General features: G+C 66.2%; 17 protein-coding genes. 9 read left to right on the forward strand and 8 right to left on the reverse strand.

Features of this window, described 5'->3' with window-relative positions; all coding sequences use genetic code 11:
• Nucleotides 1-6 precede the first annotated feature (6 nt).
• Both hmuQ and JQ617_RS35665 read right to left on the reverse strand, forming a co-directional pair.
• Nucleotides 7-342, reverse strand: a complete 336-nt coding sequence (hmuQ, locus tag JQ617_RS35660) for a heme-degrading protein HmuQ (protein WP_063694033.1) — start codon at nucleotides 340-342, stop codon at nucleotides 7-9.
• 99 nt (nucleotides 343-441) lie between these two features.
• Nucleotides 442-2,784 carry a TonB-dependent hemoglobin/transferrin/lactoferrin family receptor gene (locus JQ617_RS35665; protein WP_212030451.1) on the reverse strand — a complete coding sequence of 781 codons (2,343 nt, stop codon included), beginning with the start codon at nucleotides 2,782-2,784 and terminating at the stop codon, nucleotides 442-444.
• Nucleotides 2,785-3,031: 247 nt separating this feature from the next.
• Between JQ617_RS35665 and JQ617_RS40120 the strand changes: the two genes are divergently transcribed.
• Genes JQ617_RS40120 through JQ617_RS35685 form a run of 4 tightly spaced genes read left to right on the forward strand, consistent with a single transcriptional unit; the run spans nucleotide 3,032 to nucleotide 6,089 of the window.
• Nucleotides 3,032-3,238, forward strand: coding sequence for a hemin uptake protein HemP (locus JQ617_RS40120; protein ID WP_232995211.1), 207 nt, complete (start codon nucleotides 3,032-3,034; stop codon nucleotides 3,236-3,238).
• A gap of 6 nt (nucleotides 3,239-3,244) precedes the next feature.
• The gene (locus JQ617_RS35675; RefSeq protein WP_212030452.1) at nucleotides 3,245-4,195 is read left to right on the forward strand and encodes a heme/hemin ABC transporter substrate-binding protein; all 951 of its coding nucleotides are present in this window, start codon (nucleotides 3,245-3,247) and stop codon (nucleotides 4,193-4,195) included.
• Nucleotides 4,192-5,286 carry a FecCD family ABC transporter permease gene (locus JQ617_RS35680; RefSeq protein WP_212030453.1) on the forward strand — a complete coding sequence of 365 codons (1,095 nt, stop codon included), beginning with the start codon at nucleotides 4,192-4,194 and terminating at the stop codon, nucleotides 5,284-5,286. The genes JQ617_RS35675 and JQ617_RS35680 overlap by 4 nt, the downstream gene beginning before the upstream one ends.
• Nucleotides 5,283-6,089: a heme ABC transporter ATP-binding protein gene (locus tag JQ617_RS35685; protein WP_212030454.1), complete on the forward strand. Its 807-nt coding sequence runs from the start codon at nucleotides 5,283-5,285 to the stop codon at nucleotides 6,087-6,089. Before JQ617_RS35680 ends, JQ617_RS35685 begins: the two co-directional genes overlap by 4 nt.
• A gap of 168 nt (nucleotides 6,090-6,257) precedes the next feature.
• Here the strand turns inward: JQ617_RS35685 and JQ617_RS35690 are convergent, their stop codons facing one another.
• On the reverse strand, nucleotides 6,258-7,940 hold the full coding sequence (locus tag JQ617_RS35690; protein WP_212030455.1) for a mucoidy inhibitor MuiA family protein: 1,683 nt from the start codon (nucleotides 7,938-7,940) through the stop codon (nucleotides 6,258-6,260).
• A gap of 172 nt (nucleotides 7,941-8,112) precedes the next feature.
• Nucleotides 8,113-8,733 (reverse strand): response regulator transcription factor, encoded by a 621-nt coding sequence (locus tag JQ617_RS35695; RefSeq protein ID WP_063694040.1) that lies wholly within the window; start codon nucleotides 8,731-8,733, stop codon nucleotides 8,113-8,115.
• 202 nt (nucleotides 8,734-8,935) lie between these two features.
• On the opposite strand from JQ617_RS35695, the gene JQ617_RS35700 reads away from it, so the two are divergent.
• Nucleotides 8,936-9,970, forward strand: a complete 1,035-nt coding sequence (locus tag JQ617_RS35700; RefSeq protein ID WP_212030456.1) for an AraC family transcriptional regulator — start codon at nucleotides 8,936-8,938, stop codon at nucleotides 9,968-9,970.
• Between the two features lie 13 nt (nucleotides 9,971-9,983).
• On the opposite strand, the gene JQ617_RS35705 is transcribed toward JQ617_RS35700, so the two are convergent.
• Entirely contained in the window at nucleotides 9,984-10,301 is a 318-nt protein-coding gene (locus JQ617_RS35705; RefSeq protein WP_212030457.1) for an antibiotic biosynthesis monooxygenase family protein, read from the reverse strand.
• A gap of 104 nt (nucleotides 10,302-10,405) precedes the next feature.
• On the reverse strand, nucleotides 10,406-11,617 hold the full coding sequence (locus JQ617_RS35710) for an NnrS family protein (RefSeq protein ID WP_212030458.1): 1,212 nt from the start codon (nucleotides 11,615-11,617) through the stop codon (nucleotides 10,406-10,408).
• Between the two features lie 142 nt (nucleotides 11,618-11,759).
• On the opposite strand from JQ617_RS35710, the gene JQ617_RS35715 reads away from it, so the two are divergent.
• The gene (locus tag JQ617_RS35715; RefSeq protein ID WP_212030459.1) at nucleotides 11,760-12,470 is read left to right on the forward strand and encodes a Crp/Fnr family transcriptional regulator; all 711 of its coding nucleotides are present in this window, start codon (nucleotides 11,760-11,762) and stop codon (nucleotides 12,468-12,470) included.
• 255 nt (nucleotides 12,471-12,725) lie between these two features.
• Here the strand turns inward: JQ617_RS35715 and JQ617_RS35720 are convergent, their stop codons facing one another.
• Nucleotides 12,726-12,923: a DUF1858 domain-containing protein gene (locus tag JQ617_RS35720; protein ID WP_027561005.1), complete on the reverse strand. Its 198-nt coding sequence runs from the start codon at nucleotides 12,921-12,923 to the stop codon at nucleotides 12,726-12,728.
• Between the two features lie 184 nt (nucleotides 12,924-13,107).
• Entirely contained in the window at nucleotides 13,108-14,460 is a 1,353-nt protein-coding gene (gene hemN / locus JQ617_RS35725) for an oxygen-independent coproporphyrinogen III oxidase (protein ID WP_212030460.1), read from the reverse strand.
• Nucleotides 14,461-14,618: 158 nt separating this feature from the next.
• Here hemN and JQ617_RS35730 point away from each other — a divergent pair, with 158 nt between their 5' ends.
• The 3 genes from JQ617_RS35730 to JQ617_RS35740 all read left to right on the forward strand — a co-directional run bounded on the left by JQ617_RS35730 (nucleotide 14,619) and on the right by JQ617_RS35740 (nucleotide 17,085).
• Nucleotides 14,619-14,825 carry a hypothetical protein gene (locus JQ617_RS35730; RefSeq protein WP_212030461.1) on the forward strand — a complete coding sequence of 69 codons (207 nt, stop codon included), beginning with the start codon at nucleotides 14,619-14,621 and terminating at the stop codon, nucleotides 14,823-14,825.
• Between the two features lie 236 nt (nucleotides 14,826-15,061).
• Nucleotides 15,062-16,156 carry a copper-containing nitrite reductase gene (nirK, locus tag JQ617_RS35735; protein ID WP_186467721.1) on the forward strand — a complete coding sequence of 365 codons (1,095 nt, stop codon included), beginning with the start codon at nucleotides 15,062-15,064 and terminating at the stop codon, nucleotides 16,154-16,156.
• A 53-nt stretch (nucleotides 16,157-16,209) separates the two neighbouring features.
• Nucleotides 16,210-17,085 carry an SUMF1/EgtB/PvdO family nonheme iron enzyme gene (locus JQ617_RS35740; protein WP_212030462.1) on the forward strand — a complete coding sequence of 292 codons (876 nt, stop codon included), beginning with the start codon at nucleotides 16,210-16,212 and terminating at the stop codon, nucleotides 17,083-17,085.
• Nucleotides 17,086-17,233 lie beyond the last annotated feature (148 nt).

Genomic DNA, 17,233 nt, shown 5'->3' on the forward strand with positions numbered 1-17,233 from the left:
CGAGGCCTAGGCGGCCGCGTTCGTCTTGCGCTCGGTCATGATGACCTCGAACCCCTCGAACTTGGGGTGGCCGAGATAGAGGCTCTCCCCGGTCTTGTTGTCGGCGCGCGCATGGGCGCGGCGGAATTCGTCCGACTTCGTCCAGGCCTCGAAGGCGGCCTTGTCGACCCACACCGTGTGCGAGGAATACAGCGTGTGATCCTCGAGCGCCGGCCCCTTGAGCAGGTGGAATTCGACGAAGCCGGCCATGCTGCCGAGATAGGACTCGCGGGTGCGCCAGACGGTCTCGAACGCGGCTTCCGAGCCGAGCTTCACCTGGAAACGATTCATCGCGATGAACATGTGAGGTCTCTCCTTGCTCTCAAATCGAAAACGCGCCGAAGCCGCGCTGGAGCATCAGCGCGGCCCGGCGGAAGTGGATGGTGTTGCGGTGCCTTTGGCTCACGCGCCTCCGAAGTGGATCTTCATGCCGGCCTTGTAGACCCGGCCCGGTCCCGGGCTCGACCACAGCACGTCGTTCTGCGAGGTGCCGTCGGTGGAGCTGCCCGGAATGGCGTAGGGCCGGTAGTACTGGTTCAGGAGGTTGTCGATCGAAGCCGTGAACACGATGTCCCTGGTCGCGTTGTAGGTCATGTACAGATTGACCAGCTCGTACCCGGTCGCGGGCAGATAGCCGGCGGGCACGTCGTTGTTCGGACCGTACGAGGCCCACTGCGCCGACAGGACCAGCGAGCGGTCGAGCAGCCGGACGCCGCCGGTGGTGACGACCTTGCGCGGGGTGATGGTCGCGAGCCCGACATTGGTCACGGCGTTCTTGCCCTGGATGTAGTGGCCGGCGACACCGACGAACCAGTTGCCGGCATCGTACATCGTCTCCGCTTCGAAGCCCTGGATGCGGGCCTGCGCGATGTTCTGATACTGGTAGTACTGCGCGAACGAGCCGACGCCGGGGAAGGTCACGAAGCCGAACGAAACGAGGTCGATGTAATCGCTGACGTCGTTGCGGAACAAATTGATCTTGCCGCGGAACGAGTCGTTGGCGCTGAAGATGTTGTCGTACTTCAGATTGAAGCCGACTTCCTTGTTCTTGCCGATCTCGGGACGAAGGTTCGGGTTGGGCAGGAAGCAGAACAGGCCGACGGTGCCGTCCGGGCAGGGGAAGAGCGCCGGTCCGCCGCCGGTCGCGTGCGCGCCGGAGATCACGGTTTCGGTGATCGACGGGGCACGGTAGCCTTCGGCATAGCTCACATAGGGCTGGAAGCCGGGAACGGGCGTGACGCCGAGGGTGATCTTCGGCGAGAAGCGGTCGCCGCTGCCGTTGGTCTTGCCCGATTCCAGGTCGTAGCGATCGTAGCGGATTGCACTCACGGCCTCGAACCAGGTGCTGTAGTTCTGCTTCAACTGCAGGAATCCGCCCGACACCGTGCGGATGCCGCTCGGCGTGGTGATGTTGGAATTGCCACGGCTGTCGGTCGTGATCACGTCGTCCTGGAACGCATCGAAGCCGACGGTGAGCGCGTTGCGCCAGTCGCCGACATTGAAGCGCGTGGTGTTGTTGGCATCGATGCCGAACGTGTTGAGGACATAGCCGCGCTTGTCGCCGACGCAGCCGGAGATGTTGTTGCCGAAATTGCCGGTGCCGCACAGGGCCGCACCCGAGGTCGAATAGTGGTACGTCTTGGTTTGGTCGTTATCGACGCGGTTGCCGTAGACCGACACGTGCGAGTCGAACAGATTGTCGCTCGGCAGCGAATAGTTCCAGGTGATCGTGCCGGTGTAGTTCTTGGCGTCGGACGCGTAGACCGACGAGCCCTGATAGAGCGCGCGCTGGGCTGCGGTCGCGACCGGCCCCCTGTTGAACTGGCCGATATCGTATTGATAGTCCTGGAAGACGGCGCCGAACTTGACCTCGTGGCCAAGGGCGGGACGGACCGTGAGCTTCAGCAGTCCGGCCTCAACCTGGTTGCCGGTGTTGCCGATCTCGGTGCCGTTGCCGTCCTTGTAATTGCCTTGCGTGCGGTAGACCGCGCCGCCGAAGATATCGACGTCGGGCGTGGCGCGCACGCCGCCGAATACCGAGCCGAGACCGCGATTGTTGTTGGAGCCGTAGGAGCCCGAGAGATCGACACCCCAGCGCTCGCCGGGACGCACCACATCATCGATGTCCTTGGTGCGGAACGAGACCAGGCCGCCGATGGCACCGGAGCCGTAGATGTTCGCGGTCGGGCCCCGCACGACGTCGACGCCGCCGATCAATTCAGGATCGAGGAAGAAGGAGCCGTTGGCGTTGTGACCGGTGCGCTGATAGTTCTGCCGCGCACCATCGACGACCACCGCAACGCGCCCGAACTCCTGCAGGCCGCGGATGTTGATGACGGTCGCGGGATCGTCGCCGCGCTCCTGGAACGACACGCCGGGCACGGCATAGAAGATTCCCGACAGCCGGTTCGGCTGAATTCCCTGGATCTGGTCGAGCGTGATCGAGCTGACGGGCGCAAGCGCGTCGATCGCACGCTCCTTGGTCTTGGTCGCGGCGACCGTGATGGTGTCGAGCACCTGAACCGGCGCCGTGCCGCCGGCCTGGGCGCGCGCGTTCAACGCGTCAGGCGTCGCCTGCTGCGCGGCTTGCGGCCTGGCCGGCTTGCGCTTGGCCTGCTTTGGTGAGGCGCTTTCGCTCTGTGACGAAGCGGTCTGCGCAAAGCCGCTTGCCGGCATCACTGCCGCGATTGAAACCACCGACGCGCCCAAAATCAGGGCGCGCGAATACCTAGCCCCGTCAGCCATAACCCCAACCCAATCATCATTGTCTTAGTTTGGCTGGCGTGCGCCGCACGAGGCGAGCGACTGGCTGGCTATTTGTGGTGCGGGCTCCCCGGCCCGCTGCCTTATTTGGTTACGTGGCAACACTCTGACGGTCAATGACGCCAGGTTGCAGTTTATATCAATTGTAAATCGCCGCCGTTGGAATGCGCCTGATGCCGCCTGTACAAGCAGGCAGTATCTGAATTTACGAAAGCGCATCACACTCACAATGCCAGCGACACCGGGAGACAATGGCGGCGATGCGGCAGGACCTGCACAAAGTCCTTCTGCGGCAACGAGAACTCTCACCATGCGGGGGAGCCGGATCGACAGCCGCGAGCTGTTTGCGCATGAGCGCGAGATCATCATCGCACATGGCGAGGACAGCTATCGCCTCCGTCTCACCTCGCAGAACAAGCTGATCCTGACGAAGTAACCTGTAATGACATTTTGTCGCACCCTCGCAAACCTCGTGCTGTCCGGCGCCATCGCGCTTGCATCGAGCGCGCATGCGGCCGGCGTCACCGTCCACGACGCGCGCAATCGCGACGTCACCGTTGCCGACTTCGCGCGCACGGTTTCGATCGGCGGCGCGATCACCGAGATCCTCTATGCGCTCGGGCTGGAAAGCCGGCTGGTCGGCGTCGACACCACCAGCCTCTATCCGGCGGCGGCGCTGCACGACAAACCCAATGTCGGCTACATGCGCCAGATCTCTGCGGAAGGCGTGCTCGGCCTCAACCCCACGCTGATCCTGGCGATCCAGGGCTCGGGTCCGCGCGAGACCATGGACCTGCTGGAGACGGCGAAGGTGCCGCTGGTGCTGGTGCCAGAGACCTTCTCCGAGGACGGCCTGCTCGAGAAGATCAAGCTGGTCGGTCACGCCATGGGCGTCGATGCGCGCGCCGCGTGCCTCAGCGCGGCGGTCGGCGCCGATCTCGCCCAGCTTCGCACGCTGCGCGCCAAGGTGACGAAGCCGGTGCGCGTGATGTTCGTGATGTCGCTGCAGAACGGGCGCGCGATGGTCGCGGGCCACAAGACCGCCGCCGACGAGATCATCCAGCTCGCCGGCGCCACCAACGCGGTCGACGACTATGACGGCTACAAGGTCATCGGCGACGAGGCGATCGTGGCCGCGAAGCCGGAAGTCGTGCTGTCGATCGAGCGCGGCAAGGACTCGCTGCAGGCCGACGCGGTCTACACCCATCCCGGCTTCGCGCTGACGCCGGTCGCGGCCAACAAGAGCTTCATCACCATGGACGGGCTCTATCTGCTCGGCTTCGGGCCGCGCACGGCCGCGGCCGCGCGCGACCTCTCCGTCAAGCTCTATCCGGCATTGGCCGATGGCGGCGCCTTCAAATCGGCGCTGTCGGCGGCGAACTGCCGGCAATGAGCGTGGCGGCCAGGACGGAGCCGCGGAGCCTGCGACGAGCCGGCGCGGGACGCCGGTTCGTGCCGGTCGCGATTCCCGCCCTGCTCGTAATACTGGTCTGCACGGCCATCGTTGCATTGACGGTCGGCGCAGCCGGCATTCCCCTTTCCCGGCTTCCGGCGGCGCTCGGCTTTGCCGGCAACGCTACTCCCGATCCCATGACGGCGCGCGACAAGCTCGTGCTGTGGTCGATCCGCATTCCCCGCATTGCCGCGACCGCGATGGTCGGCGGGCTCTTGGCGGCGGCCGGCGCGATCATGCAGGGCCTGTTCCGCAATCCGCTCGCCGATCCCGCGCTCGTCGGGGTCTCCAGCGGCGGCGCGCTCGCGGCCGCCAGCGCGATCGTGTTCACGGATTCGCGCTTCGGCGAGACGCTGCGTTTCCTCCAGACCGAGCTGCTGCCGCTCGCCGCCTTCGCGGGCTCGCTGGCGACGACCGCCATCCTCTACGGCATCTCCAGCCGCGCGGGGCGCACCTCGATCGCGATCTTCCTGCTCGCCGGCGTCGCCATCACCGCCATCACCAATGCCGGCATCGGGCTGCTGGTGTTCATCGCCGACGACCGCCAGTTGCGCGACATCACGTTCTGGATGCTCGGCTCGATGAGCGGCGCGACCTGGACCAAGGCGGCCGTGCTCGCGCCGGTCCTCCTGATCGGGCTCGCGGCCTGCGCTTTCATCGCGCGCGGCCTCGATCTGCTGGTGCTCGGCGAAGCCGACGCCTTTCACGGCGGCGTCGACGTCGAGCGTCTCAAGAGAATCTCGATCGTCATGGTCTCCGCCATGACCGGCGTTGCGGTCTCGATCAGCGGCGTGATCGGCTTCGTCGGCATCGTGGTGCCGCATCTGCTCCGCCTCGTCATCGGACCGGCGCATAGGATGCTACTGCCGGCGTCCGTGCTGCTCGGCGCGATCCTGATGGTCGGCGCCGATACGCTGGCGCGCACCATCGTGGCGCCCGCGGAGATGCCGATCGGCATCTTGACCGCCGCCGTCGGTGCACCGGTCTTCCTCGGCATCCTGCTGCGGCAGCGCGGGCTCGCCGCGCTATGAGCGCCGTGATCGAGGCAAGTGGCCTGATCAAGCGCGCCGGCCGCGCGACGTTGCTCGACGGCGTCAGCGTGACCGTCGCGGCCGGCGAGATGGTCGCCATCATCGGCCCGAACGGCGCCGGCAAGTCGACGCTGCTGCGGCTATTGTCCGGCGATCTCCGTCCGAGCGAGGGCGAGGTGCGGCTGAAGCAGCGCGACATCGGCAGCTACACGCCGCGGGAGCTCGCAGCGCGCCGCGCGATGCTGTCTCAGCACATCAATGTCACCTTCCCCTTCACGGTCGAGGAGATCGTGCTGATGGGCGCCGGCGAGCGCAGTGCGCGCGAGGCAGGCAGGCTGGTCGAGGCCGCGCTGGACGAGGTCGGCCTGTCGCATTTCCGCGAGCGGCAATTGCCGACGCTGTCGGGCGGCGAGCAGCAGCGCGCTCATTTCGCCCGCGTGCTGGTGCAGCTCGCCTGCGGCGAGGTCGAGCATGGACCGGGACTTCTTCTGTTGGACGAGCCGACCTCGAGCCTCGACCTGCGCCACCAGATCGACCTCGTCGAAGCCGCCCGCCGCCGCGCGAGCAGCGGCACGGCCGTGATCGCGATCCTGCACGACCTGAACCTCGCGATCCGCTTCGCCGACCGGATCGTCGTGCTGAACGGCGGCAGGCTCGCCGCCGACGGCCCGCGCGCCGAGGTCGTCACGCGCGAGACCATCCGCGATATTTTCGAGATCGACGCCGTCGTCCATCAGGCCGACGGCGTGCCGTACGTGCTGCCGCAGTCGATGCGGGCGGCGGGGCCGCCGCCAAAGCTTTGACGAGATTTCGTTGCTTCGGCAGAGGCAGTGCGCTCCCTCCCCCGCTTGCGGGGGAGGGCTGGGGAGAGGGTGTCTCCGCAATGGGACAATCCCCTAGAGGAGAGAGCCCTCACCCCAACCCTCTCCCGCACGCGGGAGAGGGGGCGCACCTCGTTCGTGGCCGGTAGCCTACCCTGCCGGCACGATCACCATGCCCTTGTCCTTCGGCCAGCGGATGCGCCAGGCGAAGTTGATGTCGCGGGCCTCGCCGGGCTTGGCGTCGAACGACCATTCCAGCACGCCGCGCTTGTCGCGGATGTTGCTTGCGGTCGGCGGCGTGGTCGCGGGCAGCATCTCGACGACGATGTCCTCGCTCTCGCTCACCGGCAGCTGATCCTCGATCGCGACCTTGATCGGGAAATCATGACCGTTGCGGACGGTGGTCTTGAACGTGCGCTCGTCGGTCTTCGACGTCGTCACGAGGAGGCCGGCCGAGCCCTCGTTGCGCTTGATCACGGCGCGCTCGATTTTGACCTTGTCGTCGGCGCCGAAGCCGAGCCGCACGATGTCGTCCTTGGCGGAGGCGGAAATCTTGCCGCGGCCGACGAAGACGCCGTCGCGGTAGATCGCGACCTTGCCCGGCAGCAGCGTCGCCTCATCCGTCTGCTTGAAGCTGGCTTCGAGGAAGGCGGTGGGATCCAGCACCGGCGCCGCGCGCACCGCGAGATCGGCGGTCACGGTCGTGGAAGCAATGCGCAGGCTCTTCGCACCCTCGGCGGCGCCGAGGCTGACGCGGCCGGGAATCTTGAAGGTAGCCTGGAAGTCGCCGATCTCGGCGACGGCCTGCTGCTCGTCGGCGCGCTCGCGCGGCTCGGCCGCCTCGGCGACCTTCGACATGGACTCGACCTGCGCCGAGCGTTGGCGCGATACGGGTGCGGGCCTTGCCAGGTCCGAGGCCGCTCCAAGTGCCATCGGCTTCGGCGGTTGCGGATATTGCGCGACGAGCGTGTTCAGCTCCGGCGCGCTGCCGCCACGGTTGATGCGGACCGTGGAGACGCCGAGCGTGACATTCGACCAGTCCTCCCCGGTCGATTGCGTAATCTCGGCGCGGCGGACCAGCTCGAGCTGCGGCTTGCGGTCCTTGGCGCCGGTGTCGAGCCGGGCGTCGTAGAGCGGCAGCCAGCGCGCGTTGCGCACATTATAGGTGACCCGGAGCGTCGCCTTGGTCGCGGCCGGCGCGGCGATGTCCATGCGGACCTCGAGCTTGCTCGGCGGCTTGGCCTTGCGCTCGACGTCGAGCTGGGCGATCTGCCGGTCGATCTCGCGGATCTTGCGCGTGGCCTCGCGGATGGCGGTGTCGGCGCTCGCGATTTCGTCGCCGACTGCGGTGAAGGCCGTGCGCCATTCGGCGATCGGCCGCGCCTCGCCCTTCTCGCCGATACCGACGGGGGCCGCTTCCGCAAAATGCTCCGCGAACTTGCGCCGGGCATTGGCCGAGTCGATCGAGCCCTGCAGATCGGCGCGCTGGTCGTTCAGGGCCTCGATGCGCTTGTCCAGCTCCGGCAGATTGACCGGCGCCGCGCGCGGCGGCCGCGCATCGATGGTGCCGATGGTGAGCTTGGCGCCGCCCTCACCCTCCACCCGGATGGAGGAGCTATCGAGACCGAGCGGGAAGTCCTTGGCGACAAGCGTCGAGTCACCCGACGGCAGATCGATCGAGATGATCCGGGTCACGGTGGCGCCATCGGGATAGACGGTGACGGTATCGATCGTCGAATTGGCGTCCAAATCGGCGGCCCATGACGGCGATGCCATCGCCATGGTCACAAGGACCAGGCTCGTCGTTGCCAAATATCTTGCGGTGATGCGCATAAGATCCCTCCTGCCGGTATCGCCGCGCCGCCAGCCGGACGCGTGCGATCGAATGCCTCGCCAACATGGTTGGACGCGGCAGGGAAGGAACTGGTTCGATTGGGGTTTCCGTGGGGCGCCGCTGCGGCGGCAGCAAGGCCGCGGAACGCATCGGCGTCCGCGGCGGAGATCGTCAAGCCTGGGTGGGCGCGCCCTGGCCGAAGATGCGGCGGAGCAGATCGGTGACGTTCTTGGCGCCGGCCTTCTTCAAGACGCTGGCGCGATAGCCCTCGACCGTCCGCGCGCTCAGATGCATGCGACGGGCGATCTCCTTGTTGGTGAGGCCGGCGGCGAGATGCTCGAGCACGTCGCCTTCGCGGCCCGTCAGGGGCTCGCAGCCGGGCAGCCAGCGCTGCCGGCTCGCGCCAGGCTGCGCGAACTCGTCGATGGCCGCATCGATCCGGCCGACGATGTCGTGGGTGCGGAACGGCTTCTCGATGAAGTCGGCCGCGCCGCTCTTGATCGCGTCGACCGCCATGGCGATGCTGCCGTTGGCCGACGTCACCAGCACCGGCGCCATGCAATTCTCCTCGCGCAGCCGCTTCAGCACATCGAGGGCGGAGCGATCCGGCGGCATCTCCAGCAGCACGCAGGCCGGCATCCGCGTCCTGGCTTCCGACAACAGCGATGCGCCATCGGCGAAGCAGATCACGTCATAGGCGCTCTGTTGGAGCGCATTGGAGAGTTGTTCGCGGGAGGCTGCGTCAGTGTCGATGACGAATACCTCGCCCTTGGAAAGCGTGTTCCCCGGCATAATCCCGATCCAGCAATGTCTTGGTCAAATGAAACGAGACGGCCGGGGGCTCCGTCGCGCCCCGCCGTCAATCAGCACCGCATTCACGCCGGTGCTTCGCTTTCACTTATGTATGTTCCACCCAGTTCCCGGATTTGACGGATCGGGACAGAAACTTTACATTTCGGGACATCTGCGGGAATGGCTGGCAGGAACGGTTCGCATGACGGACCTCATTCGCAGCGCAGGCTTGAGCTATTACCCGGAGGTCGCCCGGTCGGTCGGGCTCGATCCCAGACAGATGATGCGCAAGGTCAGGCTGCCGCTGGCCGTGCTCGACAAGCCGGATACGCCCATTGCCGTGACCAGCCTGCGCCGCCTGCTCGAATTGTCGGCAGAGGCGTCCGGCGCCGAAGATTTCGGCCTGAGGCTCGCGGAGCGTGGCGGGCTGACCAATTTCGGCGCGGTCGGCCTGATCGTGCGCGAACAGGCGACCGTCGGCGAGGCCATCGAGGCGTTCTCGCGCTTCATCCATGTTCATCACGACGGGATGAAGCTCGACGTCGTCAGGGACGGCAAGACCGTGACCCTCACCCTGCACCTGCGCGGCCGGCAACCAAGCGCGCCGCGCCAATCGATCGACATGGCGCTCGGCAGCATCCACCGCATCATCCAGTCGCTGTTCGGCAGCGACTGGCGGCCGCTGGAAGTGCATCTGCATTATCCGCCGCCGCACGACCGCAAGCGCTATCGCGACTTCTTCGGCTGCCGCGTCACGTTCAATGCCGGTGAGGATGCGATCCTGCTGTCGGCGCACGACATGGAGCGGCGGATTCCGAGCGCACATCCCCTCATCGCGAACTACCTGCGCAAGCGGATCGAGGCGATCGAGACGCGGCCGACAAGCTGGGAGGGGAAGGTCGACGAGGTGGTGCGGATCCTGCTCGCCAGTGGCGACTGCACCGTGGAGCGCGTGGCCGAGCATCTCGCCTGCACCCGCCGCACCATCCACCGCCACCTCGCCGCATCGGGCACCAGCTTCTCGGCCATCCTCGACGCGCAGCGCGCCGATCTCGTGGTCCAGCTGATCGACGATCCCGGCCGGCCGCTGGCCGATATCGCCACGCAGCTCGGCTTCTCGGCGCAAAGCGCGATGGCGCGCTGGTTCCGCGGCCGCTTCGGCTGCACCATCACGGCATGGCGCAAGGGCGTGCGGCCGCTGCCGCCGGCCGGTCTGCCGTCGGCCACAGCGGCTTGAGCTCATACGCAATTCAGGCGTGCTCGAACGGACCGACCTCGCGGATGACCTTGCAGATCTGCAAACGGCCGCTGGCATAGAATTCGGCGTGCCCCCGTTTCATGGCCTCGATATGCTCCGGATGCGTGCGCCAGGCCTCGAGCGCCTCTTCCGAAGCAAATCGAAACACGGTCAGTTCCTCGCCATCGTCGGCCTTGAACGACTTGACCGACAGGAAGCCCGGAAGGCCGCTGACGATCTCGTACATGCGTTCGCCGAGTCGTTCGTACGCCTCGATCGAGACGCCATCCCGCAAATTCAGGCCGCCAATCACCACGACTTCGCCGATCATCGATCCGTTCCTCGATCGTGTTGCCACGCCAGCCTAGCAGCAGGCGCAGCTCGAACGATAGTTTCGGATCGATGACGGTGCTTGTTACGCCCCAGCGGAATATTTCAGCGTGCCGGGGCCGGCACGCCCATGATGGCGAGGGCGCGCCGCGGGCTGCCGGCAAGCAGCGGGCCGAACGCAATGGCAAAGCCGAGGAATGCGACGATCCAGCCGCAGGCCGCGATGTGCAGCAGCAGATCGCCATGCGCCGGCAGCACCACCGCGCCGACCCGCGCCAGCGCCGCGATGATGATCGCGGCATAGATGCCTTGCGTCGCCGGTGCCGCCGTCAGCGCCTGGCCGGTGTGGCCGAGGCTCGCGCGGGTCATCACCGCAAGCGTCATCGTCCCGGCCGCGCCCGCCATCCAGGCATGAATGCCCGCGCTCGGCGGCAGCTCGCCGAAGGCGGCCAGCGCGTTCAGGATGAAGCCGAGCGGCACGAAGACATAGCCGACATGGAGGATCAGCAGCAGCCGCTCGCGCGTGGTGCGATCGCCGGCCCAGCGAGCCATCCGGATCAGGTGCAGCACGCCGACGAGCGCCATCACGACGCCGGTGATCATGTTCAGCGGCGCCGCGATCCACGCGATCAGCGCCAGCGCGCTCGATCCGATCACCGCGCCGTCGAAACGTCCGAACGGCACCGGCAGGCGGCCGGGGTTGAACTTGACCAGCCAGTTGCGGGTGAAGCTCGGAATGATGCGGCCGCCGATCAGCGCGATCAGCAGCATCACCACGCCGATCCCGAGCCGGATGCTGACATCGGCCGCGCCCGCGTAATGGGCTTCGAGATGGAAGCCGACATTGCCGGCGAGCAGCACGAGCACCAGCACGACCACCGGCAAATTGCGCCAATTGCCGCCCGCGATGATCTCGCGCGTCGCAGCGGCGACGACCAGCGCCAGGAAGGCGGCATCGACGACCAGCGCGAATGCCCAGCCGACCTCGGCCGACAACGTCACCGCAGCGCGTCCGGCAAGCCAGACCACCAGCAGCGCGCCCAGCGACGTGCCCTGGATCGGCAGCCGCCCGGTCCAGTTCGGGATCGCCGTGAACAGAAAACCGGTGATGACGGCCGGCAGGAAGCCATAGAGCATCTCGTGGACGTGCCAGTCGCGCGGCGCGAAGGCGGAGCTGACTGACAGCTCGCCGTAGAACATCGGCAGCCAGGCCAGGATCGAGAGCCCCGCCTGAATGGCGGCAAGCAGGAAAAAGGGCCGAAAACTGTTCGCAAACAGCGGCCAGCCCTCAAAATTACGGGATCGGGCGCCAGCCATGGGGCAACTCCTGTCAATTCCAGACCGTTACTTGAATAGTCACTTGGAAAAATACTGCCGTCCCGGGTGCCCGGTTTTGCGCTATCGCAAACTGCAAGTCGATTGCAGGTGCCATCACACTCCCTGATGCCAAGGAGGCAGAATGGCCAAGGTCGACACATCGCTGGTTGCGCATTTGCCGCTGTTCGCCGGGGTCAAGCCGGAGGACCTCGAGGAGATCCTGCGCGAGGCACGCTCGGCGCGCTACCCGAAGAACACCGCCATCTTCGAGCAGGGCGCGGACGCGCAGTCCTTCTTCCTGCTGCTGCACGGCCATGTCCGCGCGGCCAAGACCACCCCGACCGGCGAGCAGATCGTGGTGCGCTATGTCGCCCCCGGCGAAACGTTCGGGCTCGCGATGGCGATCGGCGCCGCGCGTTACCCCGCGACGGCGATGGCCGTCGACGACAGCGTGGTGCTGATCTGGCCGAATTCGGCCTGGCCGCGGCTGGTCGAGCGATTTCCGTCGCTCGCCGCCAACACGCTCCAGACCGTCGGCGCACGGCTTCAGGAGAGCCACACCCGCATCCTGGAAATGTCGACCCAGCAGGTCGAGCAGCGCGTCGCGCATGTGCTGCTGCGGCTGGCAAAACAATCCGGCAAGAAGCTCGACCACGGCATCGAGATCGACTTCCCGATCAGCCGCCAGGACATCGCGCAGATGACCGGCACCACGCTGCATACGGTGAGCCGCATCCTGAGCGGCTGGGAGAGCCAGGGCCTCGTCGAGAGCGGCCGCCAGCGCATCATCCTGCGCGATCCCCACAGGATCGTGGTGCTGGCCGAGCGGACGGCGGACAGCGGGCCGGCGTGACGTATTCCCTCTCCCCGTTCTTACGGGGAGAGGTTTAGGGTGAGGGGCTTCTCTCCGCGCGTCAGATCGTCGAGAGACCTGTACCCCCTCACCCGGATTGCATCTAGCGGTGCAATCCGACCTCTCCCCGCAGGCGGGGAGAGGTGAAGAGGCACCGCCTCATCCTTTGAAATCAGGGGTGAGGACGCCTGCGCTTACGGCGGAAGTCCGCCCTCACCCGGGAATCCGCGCGCCCAGCGCGAACTCCGGCCCCTCTCACGCCGGCACGCATTCGCACAGCGCAGCGAGGAATTTATCCTGGTCGATGCCGTGCTCGCGGCAGGCGTCTTCCACGGTGTGGAAGGTCGCGATCGGACAGCCGACACAGGCCATCCTGAACGCGAGGAACACGCGGATCGTGTGCGGCGCCGTACGCATGATGTCATCGACCAGATCGTCGGATCGAAAGGGCATGGACAACTCCGTTCGAGACGCGACGATAGCGGAGCGGAGCCGGGTTTCTTTGTTGGAGCGCAAGCTGGTTCATGCTTCGAGGACGTCATGACCGGGCTTGTCTCGGCCATCCAGCCTCGCAACGCGGCGCAAAGAACGTCGATGCCCGGGACAAGCCCGGGCATGCCGACCTCTCGGCAATGAACTACACCGCCCGGCTGTGCAACTGCTTGCCGGGATCCAGATGCGCATCGAATGCAGCGGCGACGCTGCGGACCAGGAAGCGCGAGTCGTTCGCCACCGCAAGCCGGTCACCGTCCAGCCGCACGATACCGTCCGAGATCAGCGGCTTCAGGCGCGATGCCGATTTGAGCATCGCCTCGGGCTCCGCGCCATGGCGCGCGCAGATGTCGCCGAGATCGGCACTGAACTCGCACATGATGCGCTCGATGATGTCGGCCCGCAGCCGATCGTCGTCGGTGAGCCCATAGCCCTTGGCGGTGGCGAGCCGGCCGCTCGCGATGCTCTGCGCATAGGCCCCGACCTGCACCTGGTTCTGGACATAGCCTTGCGGCAGGTGCCCGATCGCGCTCGCGCCGAAGCCGAGCAGAACTTCGCCCTTGTCGGTGGTATAGCCCTGGAAATTGCGCCGCAGCGTGCGCTCGTTGAAGGCGACGGCCATGGCGTCGTCGGGACGCGCAAAATGGTCGAGCCCGATCTGCACGTAGCCGGCCTCCTTCAGCGCATTGGCGATCGCGCAGGCCTGGTCGTGACGCGCAAGACCGTCGGGCAGGACCGCCTCGTTGATCATCCGCTGGTGCTTCTTGAACGCGGGAACGTGCGCATAGCCGAACACCGAAAAGCGGTCCGGCCCGAGCTCGAGCGCCTGCCGCACGGTATCGAGGCAGGAGGCGACGGTCTGGTGCGGAAGCCCGTAGATCAGGTCGAAATTGACGCCCGCGATGCCGGCGCCGCGGAGCATGTCGACGACAGCCGCCGTCTGCTCATAGCTCTGCACGCGGTTGATCGCGCGCTGCACGACCGGATCGAAGCTCTGCACGCCGAGGCTGGCGCGGTTGACGCCGGAGAGCCGCATCGCCTCGACCATCTCCGATGTCAGCGTCCTCGGATCGATCTCGACCGCGATCTCGGCCGAGGGCAGCACGAAGAACGACTGGCGCATCTGCGCCATCAACTCGGCGAAAGCCTCCGGCGCCATGATCGTCGGCGTGCCGCCGCCGAAATGGATATGCTCGACCTTGATACGGCGGCCGATGGTGTCGGCGACCTCTGCGATCTCGCTGCGCAGCGTCCGCTGATAGGCCGCGATCAGACCGTCGCGCCGCGCGATCTGGGTATGGCAGCCGCAATACCAGCACATCTCGCGGCAGAACGGCACGTGCAGATAGAGCGAGGCGCTTGCGGCCGCGGGAAGCTCGGACAGCCACCTTGCGTAGGTATCGGCGTTGATGGCCGGCGAGAAGTGCGGCGCGGTCGGATAGCTGGTGTAGCGCGGCAATCTCTCTTCGCCGTAGCTCGCTGCGAGATCGAATCTCATGTCTTACCCATTCGTAAATCGAGCCGCGGCGTGGCACGGCAAATCCCGGATGGCACTGGATTACCCGCTTTCGGGCGAGCGACCTTGCGCTTGCTCAAAGTCCGGGCGCCCGATTTGGCCGATCATGCGTTTAATCATTGCTCTCCTGGAGATAGGCCATGGCGTCGCTCGCGCTCGATCTCGTTCTCTGGCTCGCCGGCATCCGCGGCCACATCCCGCGCTTCGACGATTTCCAGCCCGCCCCTGCCGCGCCCGCGACCGGCGCACATTATCTCGTGCGCGTACTGGCCATCATGGCGGCCGTCTTTGCCGCGCTGTCGCTTGCGGTCTGGGGCACAGTCTGGATCGCGATACGCCTGCTCTGATCGCGCGAATATTCTCGCGGCCGAATGCAACTGAACATGCGAACGATTTGCCGCTTGGCGCGCTTGATGCGCTCGGCATCGGATTCATCGCACCGGCGGTCCGGCCTTCGTCACACCTCTTAAGGAATTCACCGGAGGCGAATCCGGCAAAAGCTTGTCGCAGCGCAAACACACTTGCCGCAACAGGCGCACACTGCATCCGTCATCAAAACCCTTTCAGATGAAGGATGCTTCCGATGTTCACCCGCAGAGCCGCATTGATCAGCGCCGCCGCGACCGCCCTGATGCTGGCGACACCCGCCTTGGCTGCCGACGATCTCAAACTGCCGCGCCAAAAGGTCGAGCTGGTCGCCCCGCCCTTCGTGCACGCGCACGAGCAGGCGACCAAGCAGGGCCCCAAGATCATCGAGTTCAAGCTCACGATCGAGGAGAAGAAGGTCGTGATCGACGAGAAGGGCACCACCTTCCAGGCGATGACCTTCAACGGCTCGATGCCGGGCCCGCTGATGGTCGTGCATGAGGGCGACTACGTCGAGACGACGCTGGTCAATCCCGCGACCAACACCATGCCGCACAACATCGACTTTCACTCCGCGACCGGTGCGCTCGGCGGCGGCGCGCTCACCTTGATCAATCCCGGCGAGCAGGTCGTGCTGCGCTGGAAGGCGACCAAGACCGGCGTGTTCGTCTATCACTGCGCGCCGGGCGGCCCGATGATCCCCTGGCACGTCGTCTCCGGCATGAACGGCGCCGTGATGGTGCTGCCGCGCGAGGGACTGAACGACGGCAAGGGCCACGCGCTGAAATACGACAAGGTCTATTATATCGGCGAGCAGGACATGTACGTGCCGCGCGACGAGAAGGGTAATTTCAAGTCCTACGACTCGCCGGGCGAAGCCTTCACCGAGACCGAAGAGGTGATGAAGAAGCTCATTCCGTCCCATGTCGTGTTCAACGGCAAGGTCGGCGCGCTGACTGGCAAGAACGCACTGACCGCCAATGTCGGCGAGAACGTGCTGATCGTGCACTCGCAGGCCAATCGCGACAGCCGTCCGCACCTGATCGGCGGCCATGGCGACTATGTCTGGGAGACCGGCAAGTTCGGCAATGCGCCCGAGGTCGGGCTCGAGACCTGGTTCATCCGCGGCGGCTCGGCGGGAGCTGCGCTGTACAAGTTCCAGCAGCCCGGCATCTACGCCTATGTCACGCACAATCTGATCGAGGCCGCCGATCTCGGCGCCACCGCGCACTTCAAGGTCGAAGGCAAGTGGAACGACGATCTGATGATGCAGGTGAAGGCACCTGCTGAAATACCGGCCGCGACCAACTAGACGCGACAAGGGGCCGGTGATCACCGGCCCCTTCTTCCTTTCGGGGGACGACCATGCTGATCGCATTCAAGCTGAAACTGCTGCTGGCCTGCGCCGCCGGGCTCGCGGGCCCGATCGCGGTGGCGCCCCTGGTCTCGGACATGACCGTGCGCGGCACGGCGACGGAGCCGGCCATGATCAGGATCGCACCGGCCGACTTCTCCTATCGCGAAGCCGGCGACTTCACGCGCGGCGGACAGCAGGCGGAGGCGCCGCTGCGCGCGATGCGATTCACCAAGCCGCTGCATGTCATGCGCAATCAGGTCTCGTCAGCGGACTATCAGCTTTGCGTGCAGGACGGCGGCTGCCGCGCACTCGATCGCGGCGTGGCGATCGCGATCGATCGTCCCGCGGTACAGGTGAACTGGCACGATGCCGAGGCCTATACCACCTGGCTGTCGCGCAAGACCGGCCAGCACTACCGCCTGCCGAGCGACGCGGAATGGGCCTTCGCCGCGGGCTCCAGGTTCAAGGACGACGGCGCGCCGGTGGACGCGGACAATCCTTCGACGCGCTGGATCAGCCGCTACGAGCGTGAATCCGAGCGCGACCCGTTCGACACTGCGGCCCATCCGTTCGGCAAGTTCGGCGCGAACGAGCACGGCATCGAGGATCTCGCCGGCAATGTCTGGGAATGGACCTCGACCTGCTTCGTGCGCTCGCGCACCGACGTAACAGGCAATGCCGGCCGGCCGACCGTGAATTGCGGCGTGCGCGTCGCCGAAGGCGCGCACCGCGCCTATGTCACCGACTTCATCCGGGACGCCCGCGCCGGCGGCTGCGCGCAAGGCGTGCCGCCCGCCAATCTCGGCTTCCGCCTGGTGCGGGAGGAGCCGTCATGGGTAGCGAGCGTGTCGGCAAGGTTGGGCAAGGTGTGGGCGAGGTCGTAGCCGCCCCTACTGTCATTGCCCGCGAAGGCGGGCAATCCAGTATTCCGAGACGGTGGTGATTGAATCGAGAAGCCGCGGCGTACTGGATTGCATGATGTGGCTCCATCCGCTCAGGATGGGGCGCCGGCGGACCTTCGAGTACTGGTTT

Origin of the sequence: Bradyrhizobium sp. KB893862 SZCCT0404 (genome assembly GCF_018130885.1) — a bacterium.
Taxonomy (GTDB): domain Bacteria; phylum Pseudomonadota; class Alphaproteobacteria; order Rhizobiales; family Xanthobacteraceae; genus Bradyrhizobium; species Bradyrhizobium stylosanthis.